Raw genomic sequence first — 15,114 nt, 5'->3', positions numbered from 1 at the left:
ATGCTGGCGGTGACGAATCGACGGCAGACAGGGGTGACGAATGGGCACGTCCACGCTTCGCTTGAGTGCCTCGGCGGCAGCCGCGCGGCTCGGCGTATCGGTAAAGGCGCTGCGGCTCTATGAGCGGCACGGTCTCGTCGCGCCGGAGCGAACGCCGGCGGGCTATCGCGTCTACGGCCCCGACGATCTCGCACGCGCGGCCGACATCGTCGCGCTGCGTGCGCTTGGCCTGAGCCTGGCGCAGGTCGCGAGCGTGCTCGGTGGCGACGCGCGCAGTCTCGATGACGCGCTGGCCGCCCACGAAGCGGCGCTCGACCTCGGCATTCAGGATCTCGTCCACAAGCTCGATCGAGTGCGTGCGATGCGCACCGGCCTTGCGCGCGGCCGGATGCCGGCCGACGGGGAGCTGACGCAGCTGCTCGACGATCGCGGCGCCGGTGTCGCGTTCAATCTGCCGTGGCCGTGGGGTGGCGAGTGGTTCGAGTTTCACGACATTCGCCCGTTGAACTACATCATCGGCTCGCTGGGAAGCGGCAAGACGCGACTGGCGATGCGGCTGGCCGAGGCGCTGCCCGGCGCGGTATTCGTGGGACTCGATCGGCTGGAAAACGGCGCTGCCGCGGCATCGGGAGCGCTGCAGGCCAACCCGGCGTGGCAGGCGCGTGTGGCGCGCGCTTTGGCGTCGCTCATCGACCGTGGCGCAACGCAATCGCCGGCCCTGACCGCGCTGCTTGCCTGCCTCGAAGCGCCGGGCCCGAGCGCATTGGTCGTCGATTTGATCGAACAGGATCTCGACCGGTCCACGCAACAGGCGTTGATCGCGTGGCTGCGTACACGCGCCGCGACCGACGCGCGTCCGCTGTTCCTGATGACGCGTTCGTCGGCCATCCTCGATCTGTCGGCGGTCGGACCCGATGAGGCGATCATCCTGTGTCCGGCGAATCACACTCCACCTTCCCGCGTCGCGCCTTACCGTGGTGCGCCCGGCTACGAAGCCGTGGCGATGTGCCTGGCGTCGCCCGATATCCGCGAGCGGATCGCCCGCAGGCCGGAAGCGGCGTAACCCGCTGCACGCTAGTCGGCGGTCGCAACCGGGAAATCAGTGGAAAAGTTCGATGCTTGGCGGGCACTGTCGGGACACGTCGGACGATCGCCCTGGCCCGATGGCCAACGTCGCGCGCAGCCGATCGATCGCGCTTAACATTCAAGGCATCCGAACGAATTCGATTCCTGTATCGTCCACGTCTCCAGCCGACATTTCGCATGACCGCACGCCATGAAAACCGTACCGGCCCGGCCGATTTCGGCCGCCTCGACACCATGAGCCGATTTCGCGTCACGTACGACGGCCCCGCACTCGATTCTTCCGAAATGGACGTGCGCGAACTCGCGCCCGCACTGCTTGCAATCGGAGATTTGCTGGAAGCGTCGACACGGGCACTGTGCGGCGATCAGGTTCAACCGCGCGTGAACGTGCGCGGCAGCTTCAAGACCGGCAGCTTCGGAATCGACTTCACGCTCGCGACCTCGCTGCTCGGCCGCATGCGCGACCTCCTGGGCGGCAACGAAAGCACGGCGCTTGCCAACGCGGTCACGATCCTGACCGCGCTCGGCATCGCCGCGCCGAAGGCGAGCAAGGGTCTCTTCGCCGTCCTCAAGTGGTTGCGCGGGCGCGAGATCCAGCGGGTGCAGATGCAGGACCATACCGCGACGCTGCACGTGGACGGCGAGCAACTCGAGATCGACCTGTCGGTCCTCACGCTGCTGCGCGACGTCGGCGTTCGACAGGCCACCGAGCACGTGCTTGCGCCGCTCGCGCGCGACGGCATCGTGATTTTCGCGACCGGCACCGACACCGAGGTGGTCGAGACGATCACCCGCGATGAGATCGCATGGTTTCACGCGCCCGGACAAACCGACGCGCTCCTTCTCGACGAACATCGAAAGATGGCGTTCTCGATCGTGTCACTCGCGTTCAAGGACGACAACAAGTGGCGGCTGTACGACGGCGCGTCGACGATTCACGCGGCGATCACGGATGCCGGCTTCCTGTCGCGCGTGAACAACAGCCAGATCAGTTTCAGCAAGGGTGACGTGCTCGTGTGCAATGTCCGTATGCAGCAGTGGCAAACCTCGGACGGAGCGAAAACCGAATACGAAGTCACGGATGTCCTCGAGCATCGTCCGGCGGGGCGGCAGATTCAGTTGCCGGGGCTTTGACTGCGAATCTGATATAGCGCGCGTGGCCGACCGCTCCCACGCGCCTGGCAAAAAACAAGGCCCTCCCGCCGGGAGGGCCGACGACTTCCAAAGCAGCCGCCCGGACGATCAATCGTCGTCGCGGCTCGCCACCTTCTGCGTCACGCCCCGCAGCTTCGGGTACGGCTTCGATCCCATCATGCCTTTCCACAAGACCCTGTTGAACTGATCCGCCGGCACCTCGTCGGCATCGTCGAAGTCGAACTTCGCCGTCACCTTCGCCCAGTACGCCGCGTCATGCGTCGGCGTGACATCGGGCCCGGCCGCGTAGTGCAGCAGGCTCTCGCCCGCCCCTTCGGCCAGTCGCAGCCCGGTGCCCTTCAGCGCCGTCGACGCGACGGCCGTATAGCTCCACGACGCCGGGCCATGCACGTCGAACACGTCGCTCATCGGTCGCTGGTAGGCGGTATTCAGGTTCATGTGCTGCGTGCCGAGCACGTCCTCGATGGTCCGCAGCGCGTTGACCTGGCTGTAGCGCGTCCGGATCACCGCGCCCTGCTTCACGTACGGCCCGACGATGTACGCCGGCCCGCGATGTGAATCCACATGGTCAGGGCCATCCTGCACGTCGTCCTCGGTCACGACGATCAGCGTGTCGCTCGCATACGGGCTCTTCGCGACGGCCTCGACGAGCCGGCCGACCGCCAGATCGTTGTCTGCCTGCTGCGTTTCCGGCGTATTCACGCCGGCAAACGCCGTGCCGAACGCGCCCATGTGATCGTGGGACAGGCGCACCAGCGACAGCGTCGGCAGGTTGCCGCTCGCGACATACTGGTCGAACTCGCGTTTCCACTCGTTCAGGCGCCACTGGTCCGGATAGGTCTGGTCGAAACCGCGGAAGTACACATCGGTCATCGACGCCAGCCGCGGGTCCAGTGCGGCGACCTGGACGACGCCGGACGCGCGCGGGTCGACGATCGGGTTCGCGGCCGTGCCGATGCTGCCGATGTTATTGACGAGGAATCCGTAGTTGCGGACCGTGCCGCCGCCGGCGAGCACCGCATCGAAGATGTAGCCGCGCTGGCGGCCGAACGGCGCATCGGACGACGCATGGTTGCCGGTGCCAGGCAGCAGGTTCGCCGCGCCGCCCGGCAAGCCGGCCGCCGCGTTGCTGTAGTTCGTCGTGCCGGCCGGGCCGGCTGCCGCATCGCGCTGCTGCACCGATTCCCAGTTGACCGGCACGCTGCGGTTCGTGCCCTCGCTCTCGTACGACAGGCCGCGATTGACCGCCGCGTAGTTGATTTGCTGCGTAATCGTCTCGGTGTTGGTGACGCGCCCCTGAAGCGCCCAGGACCAGCCGTCCATGCTGCCGTCGCCAGGGTTCATGAAGTTGTCGAGCGTCACGAACTGGCTCGCCAGCCGATGGAAGTTCGGCGTGATGTTCCGGCCGAACTGGGCGAGCCGCGGATCGCCGTCGGCACCGTTGCCGATGTCGCCGAGCACCTGGTCGAACGTGCGGTTTTCCTTGACGACGTAGATCACGTGCTTGATGTGCCGGCGCAGAAAGCCCATCACTTCGTTATCCCGGTCGTTGTCTTCCGGGCGATAGAAGTTGTTGCGCGCGGCCTGCTGCGTCAGCTTCGGCAGCTCGCCCGCCGCGGGCACCGGCGCGCTCACGAGCGACGCGCGCTCGAGCTGAAACTGATATTCGTTCGATGCGCGCGACGCGGCGGCCTGCGCCGGCGTCGCGCCGGACAGGTGGTCCGGGTTCGGGCCGGTCGTGCTCTTGCCGTTCACCACGTACATCCACGTGCCGTCCGCGCTGAACGTCACGTCGTGCGGCTCGAAGGCGGTCGGAATCAATCCGGTGACGCGATACGCGCGCTCGCCGACGAGCGGTATGACGGCGATTTCGTTCGCGCCGGCATTGGTCGCATACAGCGTCCGGCCGTCGCGCGACAGCGTGACCGCGTACGTCGCCGCGCCCGTGTGCGTCTGGCCGTGCGCCAGCACACCGGCCGGTGCGCGCGCGTCGATCCGCGTCACGATCGCGTTGGTGTTCGTGTCGATCACCGCAACCTGGTCGGCGTTGTCCTGCGCGACGAACAGCCTCGATTGCGATGCGTCGAGCGTCATGCCGAGCGCGTTGCCGTCCAGCTTGATGCGCTTGACCAGGCGACCGCGAGACGGCGACGACACGTCGATCGCGATGATTTCGCGATCGCGATCCGACGATACATACGCGACGCCGTTGCCCTTCATGACGACCGCGAACGGGAACGTGCCGCCGGCGTCGCCGCTGCGGCCTTCGTTGCCCGCAAAGAACGGGCGCAGGTCGTGCTCGTAGCGCACGTTGTTGGTCGCGGTATCGATCACGCTGATCGAATCGTTGTAGTTGTTCGCGACCACCAGCGTCTTGCCGTCGGCCGATAGCGCGAGTCCCGCCGCGTTCGGCTGCACGCGGATGCCGACGCCCTTGCCGCCGTGGCCGAGCGCGATCGTGGTCGACAGCGCCCACGTGCCGCCGTGCTGCGCATAGACGTAGACCGCATCGTCGCTGCCGCCGGTCGCGTAGAGCGTGCTCCCGTCATGCGAGAACGCCAGGCCGACGAATGCGTTGGTCTGCTGAAGCACCTGCCTGAGCACCGGGCGCGTCTTGTTCGCGCCCGCCACGTCGTACAGGAAGATGAATTGCGTCGAGTTCGCGGTGTCGACGGAACCGTCGGGTTTGTACAGCGAGTTCTGGCCGGCGGTGATGATCGCCAGCGTCTTGCCGTCCGGGCTCAACTGCGAGCGCACGGCCTCCCCCGCGACGAAATGCGGGTAAGCCGGCAAACCGGGATTCAGGAACTGCTGGACCGCGCCACGAACGGCCAGCGGCGTGACGAACTGACCGCTCGGCACGCGAGCGGCATCGGCGGCATTCAACCCATCCGCGTGCGCCTGCGACGCAAGCAGCACGGCCGACATGACGGCTCCGAGCCGGAGCGCGCGCTTGACCTGGCTATTTTTCATAGGAATCCTCTGGAACAGTGGGGGCGATTATCGTCTGACGTGTCCGGCATGATCCTGGCCCTGTCTGCCCGTGTCGCGCGGTGGCGAGGGCCTGTGCCAAGCGATCGAATGGCTTGCGTCGGCTATCGCCGACGTGCCGGAATTACAGCGCCGCCCAGTGTCAAGCGGATGACCGGCTCCATTGCGGGCCGACCTATTACATGTGGTTACAGCGAAGACGTTTCGATGACAGCCATCGTGGTGTCATCGTTGCATTCGAGGCGCCGCGCTCAAGGTGTCCACCGATAAACGGTGATGCTGTTCCCCTTCACGTTGTTCTTCGTCACCACGTACTCACCGTTCGAGCGGCGGTACGCGCGCACGCTGTACATCGCGTCGATCGCGCTGCTGGTATCCACGGTCGCCGGGCTTGCATTGACGAGCGTCGTGTCGAGGTTGCCGGTGTCGAGATTGAATGCGTCGATGTTCGGCCACAGCGGCCCGCTGCTGCTGAACCAGTAGCCGACGAACAAGTGGTTGCCGGCCGCGTCGATCGACTTCGCGCCGCTGTGCGGCAGCGTGATCACCGGATTCGGCTTCGTCGTGTTGCCCGCGCTCCAGCCGTGATACACCTCGATGCGCGTGCCGATCGACGTCCAGTCCGTACTCCCGACCACGCCCTGCGCGAGCACCATCGTATCGCTGTCGGCGAGATAGACGACGCGCGTCAGCGGCTGGATGCTGGCCGGCACCCGCGTCGGCACGCCCGGCCCCCACGACGGCTTGCCACTCGCATCGAAGCCGGTCAGCGGATAGTGATAAATGGCGCCGGTCTTGTCGAGGCCGGCCCATACGCCGCCCTTGCTGTCGAGGCTGAAGCCGGCCGACACGCGCAGGGTCGTGTTGAACGCGGGCCCCGGGATCGATCCGTCGGGAATCGCGACATAGCCGTTGGCCGCGTTGAAGTGGAAGAAGTAGTAAACCGGCGGATTCTGTCCCGCTGCCACGAGGATCCGGTTCGCACCGACCGACGTCAGCAGCCCGAAGTGCTCGTCGCGCTGCGTGTCGTTCATGTTGATGCGCGGATCCGACGGATACGTGAACGGATCGACGGTATTCGCGACGAACGTGCCGCCAGCGGTGCCGCCGTAGATGTGCGTGCCGCTGTAGAACAGCGCGCCGTCCGTGACCGGATCGGGTGCGGCGATCCCTTCGAAGTTGAGCGACTGCAGCGTCCACCGCAGGCTGCCGGTGCTGCTATACGCGTGAATGTCGGTCGCACCGTTGCGGCCGAGATCCCAGCTGCCGCCCCACGGGTTGTTGAGCACGTACAGGTTGCCGCCCGTGTCCTTGCCGATCCCGACGATCCGGGTGAAGCGCTTCGCGCCGACCTGCCCCTTGATGCCCGCCGTCGTGTCGAGATAGCCGCCGCGCACGCCGAACGTGCCGGCCAGCGCGGGCCGGCCCGATACGGTATAGCGCTTGATGTTCATGTCGGGGCCTTCGTCGCCGACCAGCAGCTCCCCTGCCGCCGCATCGACATAGAGCGCCGACGGCTGCGACCCGGCAGCCAGCCGGATCGTGTTCAGCGGCGCGCCGGCCGGGCTGAATTCGACGACCGCGCCGGCGCTTTTCTGCGCGACCCAGACGTTGCCCGCCGCGTCGACCGCGAGCGCGCCCGGCGCCGACACGCCGATGTCCCGCTGCCAGACGCCGTCGGTCGTGAACACCCGCACGCGGTTGCCGTAGAAATCGCTCGCGTAGAGCAGCGAGCCGGCCGTGGCGAGCCCGGTGACGACGTCGATGCGCGGCTGGTTCGTCGCGGCGGTGACCTGAATGAGCTTGTCGCGAAAGTGCGTCGCGCGGTTGTAGCGCCCGATCGCGCCGCTGCCGTAGGTGCTGCCGGGCTGCAGCGCGACGAACAGCGACGTCGCGTTGCCCGTGATCGCGCTGCCTTGGAATTCGGAATGCGCGCCGATCGAGCCGACGCTCTTGCCGTTCTGGTAGATCGCGACGCCGCCCTCATCCTCGTCCCACATCGACGCGGTGTAGATCACGCCTTCGGGCGCGACCCACATCGAACGTGCGACGTTGCCGACGTGCGCCGCGAGCGTGCCATATGTATTCGCCAGCCAGTCGGTGGTATTACCCGCATATCCGTAAGGCGCGATCGCGGCGATCGCGGCGGCGAGCAGCACGGCCCGAATCGATTTTCTGGCGACCATGGCTGAGGTTCTCCTGAATGTTGGAATCATTCACACGAAGGGCAGCCGGATGGTTTGAAATCGACAATGCGTAAATACTTCCGCTAAATCATCCGGTGCAGTCGGTATTACATCGAGCGTGCATTCGATAATCGGCAGCGTCGAGAATAGCGTTATATAAATCGAAAAAAATTGCGAGCCGCTCGCGCAGAAGGCGTGCGCGATTGCGCGAGAGTGAATGATCACTTACGCGTGCCCGCTTGATATCGGGGAAGTCAGGCTTGCGCCTTCGGGAATATCGTCGCCGGTTCGAATGCGACGTATTGAAATAACGGAGGTTTTTCGGCGAATCGGAAAAATCGCCGGATGCGGGTAACGAAATGACCGATGGCCGATATCGCGCCGGCCCGAATTCAGGTTGAATCCAGGCCGGCGCACATTACGACATCAGGGAAATCACGCGGACGTCGCCGTCTCCCGCACCTCCACCTGCTTGATCTCGCCGCCGCCGCCCGCATCCGCGTCGTCGCGCGGATCGCCGAGCTGGCCCTCCCACTTCGCGACCACGGCCGCCGCGATCGAGTTGCCGACGGCGTTGGTCGCCGAGCGTCCCATGTCGAGGAACATGTCGACACCCATGATCAGCAGCAACCCGGATTCCGGCAGATGGAACTGGTTGAGCGTCGCCGCGATCACGACGAGCGATGCGCGCGGCACACCGGCCATCCCCTTCGACGTGACCATCAGCATCAGCAGCATCGTGATCTGCGTGCCGAGCGGCAGGTCGATCCCGTACACCTGCGAGATGAACAACACCGCGAACGTGCAGTACATCATCGAGCCGTCGAGGTTGAACGAATACCCGATCGGCAGCACGAAGCTCGAGATCTTGCGGTTCACGCCGAACCGGTCGAGCGCGTCGAGCAGCTTCGGATACGCGGCTTCGGAGCTCGCCGTCGCGAACGACAGCAGGAACGGCTCGCGAATCAGGCGGATCAGCGTGAACGCGCGCTTGCCGAGGAACGTCACGCCCGCGAGCGTCAGCACGCCCCACAGCAGCGCAAGCGCCAGATAGAAGCTCGCCATGAACTTCGCGAACGTGAGCAGGATGCCGAGCCCTTCCGTCGTGATCGTCGACGCCAGCGCGGCAAACACGGCGACCGGCGCGAACCACATCACCGCGCCCGTCACCTTCAGCATGACCTGCGCGAGATCGTCGATCACGCCGGTCAGGCGCTTGCCGGCGTCGCCGAGCGCGGACAGCGCGGTGCCGAAGAAGATCGAGAACACGACGATCTGCAGGATCTCGTTGTTCGCCATCGCCTCGGCGATCGACTTCGGCACCAGGTGGACGACGAAGTCCTTCAGCGTGAATGCGGCCGTCTTCAGGTTCAGCGTCGCATCGGTGGCCGGCAGCGGCAGGCTCAGGTGGCTGCCCGGCTTCAGGATCGTCGCGGTCACGAGACCGAGCACCAGCGACGTGAACGACGCGATGAAGAACCAGCCGAACGCCTTCACGCCCACGCGGCCGACCGACCCGCTGTCGCCCATCTGCGCGATGCCGACCGTCAGCGTCGCGAACACCAGCGGCGCGATGATCATCTTGATCAGCCGCAGGAACACGTCGGACAGCAACGACACGTAGCCGGCGACTTCCCTGGCCATTTTCGGGTCGGGAAACGCGCTATGACAGGCGTAGCCCACGGCGATGCCCAGCGCCATCGCGATGACGATGTACCGGGTGATGTTGTGCTTCTTCTTCATTAGCAATCCAAATTACGGAACATGTGTTTCCAACGGCAGGTCGATCGCCGGCATCGAAACGGGAACGGAATTCCGCGCGCACGGCGTGCGCCGTTTCGAGTGCCGGAGCCCGTCCGCGGGCACGGCCACGGCGAACAGGGGGGGCATTCTATCGCAAACGCCGGACCATCTTTCAATTCTGAAAGGGAGGATGGCGGGGCAAGGAGAGTGTAGGTGTCGGAGCGTTCTGCCGCGGCGGGACGCGCAACGCCGCCGGTTCGGGACAGGCGCACCGTGGCGCCAGGCGGTCAGCTTGGTCGTACGCGGGACACCCGCGAACCCGCCATGCGACGCATCACGCCGCCGACGTGCCGGGCCGCGGCATGAACCGGCACAGGCACAGCGGCACCACGACCAGCGCGGCGCCCGCGAGAAACGTGGTCGATGCGCCGAAATGCGTCCATAGCGCGCCGGCGATGCTGCTCGCGAGCAGCATGCAGATGCCGCTCACCAGATTGAATACGCCGAACGCGGTGCCGCGCAGCGTGGCCGGCGAGGTTTCCGACACCATCGCGGCGAGGATGCCCTGCGTAAAGCCCATGTGCAGCCCCCACACGGCCACGCCGACGAACATCGAGATCGTCGACGTGCCGATGCCCAGCAGCAGGTCGGCCGCGATCAGCAGCACCATGCCGGCCGCGAGCAGCACGCGGCGATCCAGCCGGTCCGACAGGATGCCGACCGGCCAGGCGGACAGCGAATAGGTGACGCTCATCGCGACCATCACCGCCGGGATCCATGCCGCGTCGAGCCCCGTCTGCTGCGCGCGCAGCACCAGGAACGCCTCGCTGAAACGCGCGAGCGTAAAGGTCGCGCCGGCCGCGACGACGAACCAGTAGCTGCGCGGAAACTCGCGCAGCGCGCTCCAGCGCAGCGGCGAGCGAAAGCGCCGTTGCGATTCCGCCCGATCGGGCTCCCGCACGCCGAAGACGATCAGCGCGATCGCGATGAACGCCGGCACCACGGCGAACCAGAGCACGGTCCGGATGCGGTCCGCGAACAACAACATCAGCGCGATGGCGAGCATCGGGCCGAGAAACGCGCCCACGGTATCCATCGACTGACGCAGGCCGAAGCACGCGCCGCGGATTTCGGGCGGTGCGACGTCGGCCACCAGCGCGTCCCGCGGCGCGCCGCGAATTCCCTTGCCGACGCGATCGAGCAGGCGCGCCGTCACGACCACGGCCGGGGTGGACGCGAGCGGAAACAATGGCTTGGTGAACGCCGCGAGGCCGTAGCCGAGCAGCAGCAGCCCCTTGCGGCGCCCGAGCCAGTCGCTGATCGCGCCGGAGAACACCTTCACGATCATCGCGGTCGCCTCGGCCGCCCCTTCGAGGATGCCGAGCGCGACGACGCTCATCCCCATCGTCGACACCAGATAGATCGGCAACAGCGCATGGATCAGCTCGGACGACAGGTCCATGAACAGGCTGACGAGGCCCAGCGCCCACACGGTCCGTGGAATCGCACGCTTGCCGGCAATCGGTGATGGAACGCTCATGACGGGTCGACCTCGAGGTTGGGGCGCCGTACGCCGGGGGGTTGCCTGTCGCAGCGAGTACTTACTTGCTGCGAAATCCGTACAGGAACACGTGTCCTGCGGAAATCCTCGAGCACATTCTGGACGAGACCGACGCACATATCGACTGGATCGACACGCAATGCGTGACGACCAGCCCCATCGCGCTGCATAAACATCAGACAAATCAACAATCGAGGGCATTGCAACACTTGTTGACCTTCGATTCCTTTCAAATGATAATGCGTCGCGTTACGAAATTACGAATCATTACGCACACGACAGGTTGGGAGATGAGACGAGTATTGCACCCGGCACGACGCGCCGTACTGGCCGCCGTTGCGTGCCAGCCGATCATGGTTGGCGCGGCCTTCGCGCAGGAAAACACCGCCGCGCCGACGAGCGCGACGACCGACATGTTGCCGGCCGTCTCGGTGAACGCGAGCGCGGTCCGCGATCCGGGCGAAGGCTACAACCCGACCAACGCGGTCAGCGCTACCCGGATCGACGCGCCGCTGCGCGACATCCCGCAGACGGTGAACGTGGTCACGGCCGAAGTGATGCGTGATCAGCACGCAAATTCCCTGCAGGACGTGTTGAAGAACGTCGCGGGCGTCGGGTTTTCCACCGGCGACGGTCAGCGCGACCAGGTCACCATTCGCGGCTTCTCCGCGATTGCCGACCAGTTCGTCGACGGCATTCGCGACGATGCGCTCTATTTCCGCGATCTGTCGAACGTCGATCGCGTAGAAGTTGTCAAGGGCCCTGCCGCCGTTCTTTATGGCCGAGGTTCTTCAGGTGGACTAATCAACCGTGTGACGAAAAAGCCCGGAGTCGACGTCACCAACCTGGGTGTCAGCTACGGTTCGTGGGCCGATCGTCGGGTCGAAGCCGACGTCGGCCGCGTGCTCGCGAACGGCGCGGCCGCGTTCCGGATCACCGGCGCGCACGAGGAAGCCAAGAGCTATCGGTCGCAGCAGTTTCTGAATCGCACGGCGGTCGCGCCGTCGTTCGAGTTCCGCATCGCGCCGAAGACGACAGTGTTGCTGCAGGCCGACTACCTCGAAGATCGCCGCGTGACGGACTTCGGCATCCCGGCCTACAAGGGACGGCCGGTCGACGTGCCGGCCTCCGCCTATTACGGCGCGGCGAACGCCGGCGAGGTCGACTATTCGCGATCGCGTGTCTATTCGAGCACCGCGACGATCAAGCACGAGTTCAACGAACAGTGGTCGATCCGCAATGCCACTCGCTACTATCACTATTCGCTCGACCGGAACAACACGCTCGTCGGCAGCGTCAACGAAGCGAACCGGACGTTCACGCTGAATCACGGCAACGTCTATCGCGAGGAACACGGCTGGTTCAACCAGACCGATCTCACGCAAAAGGCCACGCTGTTCGGCATGAAGCACGAGCTGCTGTACGGGATGGAATTCGGCCAGCAGAACAAGGATCTCGTCAATTATTCGGCCCCCGTCACCGGCGCGAACGGCAAGCCGATGAATTTCGACCTGTTCGCGCCGGCGCTGCCGACGCTGCCGCTGCATACGTCGACCACGCCGGCCGCCAACAACCTCGGCATCTTCAAGACGCTCGGGTTCTACACGCAGGATCTGATCAGCTTCAACGATCAGTGGAAGGCGCTGGTCGGCATCCGCTACGACCGCTTCGAGCAGGAGACGCTCGACCGCCGTCCCAAACAGCCGGGCCTGTCGCGTACCGACACCGCATGGAGCCCGCGCCTGGGCCTGGTCTGGCAGCCGACCCGCACGCAGTCGTACTACGTGTCGTGGAGCCGCTCGTTCCAGCCGTCAGGCGAGGCGTTCTCGCTCGCGGCCAACAATGCGGAGCTCGCGCCGGAAATCACGACCAATACCGAGATCGGTGCGAAGTACGACTGGCTCGGCGGCAAGGCCACCACGACGATCTCGGTGTTCCGGCTGGATCGCAGCAACATCAAGATCACCAACGGGGCCGGCACGGCGCTGATTCCGATCGGCGAGCAGCGGACCGACGGCGTGGAACTCAGCGGCGCAGCCGAGCTCAGCCACGGCTGGCGCGTGCTGGCAGGCTACGCGTACCTGGATGCCACCGTCACGAACTCGACCGCTGCATTGCAGGGCAAGCGGGCCACGCTCACGCCGCGTCACTCCGGCAACCTGTGGCTGACCAAGAATCTCGGCAGCGGTTTCGGTGTTGGCGGCGGCCTGAACTTCGTCGGCGCGCGGATGGCCGATCCGCAGAACACCGTGACCTTGCCGGGCTACGTGACGGCCGACATGATGGCCTGGTACGCGCGCGGCCCGATGTCGCTCCAGTTGAACCTCTACAACCTGTTCAACAAGGGCTATATCGTCTCGGCACACGGCTCGAACGCGAACCTCAACCTGCCGGGGGCACCGCGCAGCGTCATGGCGACGTTGCGATACGAGATGTAAAAGCTGAGCGTTGCCGACGACGCGTGCCGGGCCGGCTGGCGGCCCCACGCGGCGTGCGTCGTCGGCAATAGATGAACGCATACACGCGCGGCGTGTCGCTGTCCGGCCGCGCAAGCCTGCAATCAGTCGGTTGTTTCCCGCGTCAGCTTCGCGTGCCGCCGCGCGCGGTCGTTCACGATCTGATGACGCCGGTGGTCCGTCATCTTCTTCCAGCCGCGCGCTTCGTCGCGCGTTCGCAGGCATGCCACGCAGTAGCCGGTCCGGCCGTCGAACGAACACACGTCGACGCAAGGGGATTTGACCGCCATGTCTACTGCCCTCGCGTCGCCGGCATCACTTCGACGGTGACATGCGACAGGTTCCTGAAACGCTGGAGCACGCCGTGATAGAAGCGTGCATCCCGCTGCGGGTCCGCCGTCGCCACCGACACGACCGCGCTCATGTGCCCCGGTCCGAGCCGCCAGACATGCAGGTCGCCGACGCGGTCGCCCACGCCTTCGATTGCATCGCGCACATTGTCCGTCAGACGACGGTCCGAATTCATGTCGAGCAGGATGCCGCCGGTGTCGCGCATCAGGCCGTACGACCAGTTCGCGATCACCAGCGCGCCGATGATGCCGGCCAGCGGATCCATCCACATCCAGCCGAACGCGCGCGCGAGCAGCAGCCCGACGATCGTCAGCACGGACACGGCCGCATCGGCGATCACGTGGACATACGCGGAACGGATGTTGTGGTCGCGCGCCGCCGCCGTGGACCCGCGATGGTCGTGCTCCTCGAACGCCAATGCGTGCTCGCGGCCGTTCAAGCGGACGATCGCCTTGAATTCATGCGGCTCGGGAATGTCGTCGGTCGATTCCAGGTAAGCGCCGCGGCTTTCCATCGTGAACGTCTGCCGCGTGCCGTCAGGACGGATCGTCGTCACCGATACGGCGCTCGCGTCGACGAGCTTAGTATCGTGCGTCGCGGGGGCCATACGGAAAACCGGCGGGACGCCATCCTCGAACACCGATACGACAAATACACCTTGCTGATCGAAGATCCGGTGCGCGTCCTCGTCGTGTTCGTGAGCGTCGTGCGCATGCCCGTGGTGATGGTGATGACCATGCCCGTGGCTATGACCATGATGATCGCCGCTCAGCAGCCAGACGCTCGCGACGTTGACGAGCAGGCCGGCAACCGCGATCGGAATCGCCTCGCCGAAATGAATCGGTACCGGGGCGAGCAGGCGCGCAACCGCCTCGTAGCCGATCAGCAGCGCGATCATCGCGAGCACGATCGCGCTCGTGAAGCCCGCCAGATCGCCGAGCTTGCCCGTGCCGAACACGAAGCGCGGGTCGCTGGCATGCTTGCGAGCGTACGTGTAGGCGAGCGCGGCGATCAGCATCGCGCCCGCATGGGTCGACATGTGCAGGCCGTCTGCGATGAGCGCCAGCGAGCCGAACAGCGACCCGCCGACGATCTCGGCCACCATCATCGCCGCGCACAACGCGATGACCATCCAGGTCCTGCGTTCGTTCTGCTCGTGCGCCGCGCCGAGAAAGATGTGGTCGTGCCCTGCGCCGAAGGCGTCGTTCCTGAAGTCGTTCATTGCGGCCTCGATTACTTGAAGTAGCTGTGAACGACTTCGATCAGCTGTTCGGTCGCGCTGCCTTCATCGGCGTGATGTTCGGCGTCGACCAGATGGCTGCGGATGTGATCTTCCAGCACGACCGCGAGCAGGCCGTTCATCGCGCCGCGACCACTCGTGATGAGGCGCAGGATCTCGTTGCAACCGCGCTCGTCCTCCAGCGCGCGTTCGATCGCTTCGACCTGTCCCTTGATGCGGCGGACACGGTTCAGCAGCTTTTGCTTTTCCTTGATGGTGTGGCTCATGGCAGTCCCTTCATATACCGGGGGGGACTATATCTCAAATCTGCTTTCCATATAGGGGGGAGGGGTATATCGGCCAAAC

At 65.5% G+C, this 15,114-nt stretch carries 10 protein-coding genes; 3 read left to right on the top strand and 7 right to left on the bottom strand.

What is annotated here, in order from left to right; all coding sequences use genetic code 11:
- Positions 1–40: 40 nt before the first annotated feature.
- Together SB771_RS25485 and SB771_RS25480 are read left to right on the top strand one after the other, a co-directional pair.
- Positions 41–1,063 carry a MerR family transcriptional regulator gene (locus SB771_RS25485; RefSeq protein WP_175659874.1) on the top strand — a complete coding sequence of 341 codons (1,023 nt, stop codon included), beginning with the start codon at positions 41–43 and terminating at the stop codon, positions 1,061–1,063.
- Between the two features lie 200 nt (positions 1,064–1,263).
- Entirely contained in the window at positions 1,264–2,220 is a 957-nt protein-coding gene (locus SB771_RS25480) for a hypothetical protein (protein WP_175660147.1), read from the top strand.
- A gap of 108 nt (positions 2,221–2,328) precedes the next feature.
- Here SB771_RS25480 and SB771_RS25475 read toward each other — a convergent pair whose 3' ends face one another.
- The 4 genes from SB771_RS25475 to SB771_RS25460 all read right to left on the bottom strand — a co-directional run bounded on the left by SB771_RS25475 (position 2,329) and on the right by SB771_RS25460 (position 10,701).
- Positions 2,329–5,214, bottom strand: a complete 2,886-nt coding sequence (locus SB771_RS25475; protein ID WP_175659875.1) for a bifunctional YncE family protein/alkaline phosphatase family protein — start codon at positions 5,212–5,214, stop codon at positions 2,329–2,331.
- A gap of 269 nt (positions 5,215–5,483) precedes the next feature.
- A complete protein-coding gene (locus tag SB771_RS25470; RefSeq protein ID WP_175659876.1) occupies positions 5,484–7,418 on the bottom strand; it encodes an SMP-30/gluconolaconase/LRE-like region family protein in 1,935 nt (644 codons plus the stop codon).
- Between the two features lie 435 nt (positions 7,419–7,853).
- Positions 7,854–9,161 carry a dicarboxylate/amino acid:cation symporter gene (locus SB771_RS25465; RefSeq protein WP_175705302.1) on the bottom strand — a complete coding sequence of 436 codons (1,308 nt, stop codon included), beginning with the start codon at positions 9,159–9,161 and terminating at the stop codon, positions 7,854–7,856.
- A 334-nt stretch (positions 9,162–9,495) separates the two neighbouring features.
- Positions 9,496–10,701, bottom strand: a complete 1,206-nt coding sequence (locus SB771_RS25460; protein WP_175659878.1) for an MFS transporter — start codon at positions 10,699–10,701, stop codon at positions 9,496–9,498.
- Positions 10,702–11,012: 311 nt separating this feature from the next.
- On the opposite strand from SB771_RS25460, the gene SB771_RS25455 reads away from it, so the two are divergent.
- Complete coding sequence (locus SB771_RS25455; RefSeq protein ID WP_208446587.1) at positions 11,013–13,160, top strand: TonB-dependent receptor; 2,148 nt, start codon at positions 11,013–11,015, stop codon at positions 13,158–13,160.
- Between the two features lie 122 nt (positions 13,161–13,282).
- On the opposite strand, the gene SB771_RS25450 is transcribed toward SB771_RS25455, so the two are convergent.
- The 3 genes from SB771_RS25450 to SB771_RS25440 are packed head-to-tail and all read right to left on the bottom strand — an operon-like array spanning position 13,283 to position 15,035.
- Positions 13,283–13,468, bottom strand: coding sequence for a DUF1289 domain-containing protein (locus SB771_RS25450; protein WP_059508013.1), 186 nt, complete (start codon positions 13,466–13,468; stop codon positions 13,283–13,285).
- 2 nt (positions 13,469–13,470) lie between these two features.
- Complete coding sequence (dmeF, locus tag SB771_RS25445) at positions 13,471–14,751, bottom strand: CDF family Co(II)/Ni(II) efflux transporter DmeF (protein WP_175659879.1); 1,281 nt, start codon at positions 14,749–14,751, stop codon at positions 13,471–13,473.
- A gap of 11 nt (positions 14,752–14,762) precedes the next feature.
- The gene (locus SB771_RS25440; protein ID WP_011659988.1) at positions 14,763–15,035 is read right to left on the bottom strand and encodes a metal/formaldehyde-sensitive transcriptional repressor; all 273 of its coding nucleotides are present in this window, start codon (positions 15,033–15,035) and stop codon (positions 14,763–14,765) included.
- Positions 15,036–15,114: the final 79 nt, after the last annotated feature.

This window comes from Burkholderia sp. SIMBA_051, from assembly GCF_046534915.1.
Taxonomy (GTDB): domain Bacteria; phylum Pseudomonadota; class Gammaproteobacteria; order Burkholderiales; family Burkholderiaceae; genus Burkholderia; species Burkholderia ambifaria.
The sequence above is the reverse complement of the archived record's forward strand: the minus strand, read 5'-3'. Positions and strand labels throughout refer to the sequence as shown.